This is a genomic window from Aquipuribacter hungaricus (genome assembly GCF_037860755.1).
Taxonomy (GTDB): domain Bacteria; phylum Actinomycetota; class Actinomycetes; order Actinomycetales; family JBBAYJ01; genus Aquipuribacter; species Aquipuribacter hungaricus.
Genome location: NZ_JBBEOI010000454.1, coordinates 1 through 1,052 on the forward strand (window position 1 = coordinate 1; position 1,052 = coordinate 1,052).

Annotated in this window: 2 protein-coding genes; both read left to right on the top strand. The window is 78.3% G+C overall.

Annotated elements, in window-relative coordinates; all coding sequences use genetic code 11:
* Positions 1 to 101: 101 nt before the first annotated feature.
* On the top strand, positions 102 to 587 hold the full coding sequence (locus WCS02_RS20565; protein ID WP_340296177.1) for a hypothetical protein: 486 nt from the start codon (positions 102 to 104) through the stop codon (positions 585 to 587).
* Positions 588 to 822: 235 nt separating this feature from the next.
* On the top strand, positions 823 to 1,052 hold a 230-nt coding region (locus tag WCS02_RS20570; RefSeq protein WP_340296178.1), incomplete at its 3' end, for a hypothetical protein.

A 1,052-nucleotide genomic window follows, 5' to 3' on the forward strand; every position in this document is an offset into this window, starting at 1 on the left:
CAGCCCGCCGCGCCGGGCACCCGGCCGGGACCCGGCCGGCGCTGCCGCCTGCGCCCCGCACCGCCCCGCACCCGCCCTGCGGCTCAAGCCGAGGCGTCGGCGTGCCGACGACAAGGCGGGGGCCGGCCTTCCTGGTCGGGCGCGACGGAGAAGAGGACCTCGTGGACGGTGTCGACCTGCTCGCAGCACAGGCCTACGGCGAGGGCGTGATCACCGAGGTGATCCGCCCGGCGGCGATCGTGCCCGAGGGCGCGGCCCGGGCGATCCTCGTCGAGCTCAGCCTCGGCGACGTCGCGACCGGCGGCCTCTGGCACTCCTCGACCACGACCTGGTCCCGCTACGACCGGCCCTGGGAGGGCTCCCCCGACGCGGCCGGCGCCGAGCTGGTCGGCGCCATCCAGGTCGCCTACGGCACCCCCACCCGCTACGAGATCACGCTGTACCGGGTGACGATCACCCAGTTCGGCCACGGCGAGGGGTGGAGCGTCGAGCGGCTCAGCGACGAGGCCCTGGGCTTCGGCGGGCTGACGCTGGCCGAGTGCCCGCGCGCCGCCCTCGGCGCGCCGCCCAAGCCGTTCCGGTTCTGACCCCGGCGGGGTGATACTCGCTCGCACGCCAGAGCGGAGGTGCCCCGTGCAGCAGGACCGGACCGACGACCGGACGCCCCACCCGACCGACCAGCTCCTCGACCCGACGCCCGCGGCGCCCGTGCGGCCCCCGGCCCGCCCGCGGTCTCCTGTGCCCGTGCGCCCCACGGTGCTGCGGCGGCCCCCGGGGCTGCGCCACGGCATCCGGCGCAGCCCTGCCCCTGAGAAGCGGCCGGTGCCGACGTACGCACTGCTGCCCGTCGTCGTCCACGGGCTCGGGTCGGTGGACTGGCAGCGGGTGCTCCGCCGGACCGGCATGCCGTTCCGCTCCCCCGCCGCCGACCCGGGACGCAGCGTCCTCGCGGTGCTCGGCTCCGCCACCGGCGGGGTCCTGGCCAGCGCCTGCGCCGCCGTCGCGCTCGGCGCGGTGACCGGCGTGCCCCCGCAGGGCAGCCCGGCCGCGCG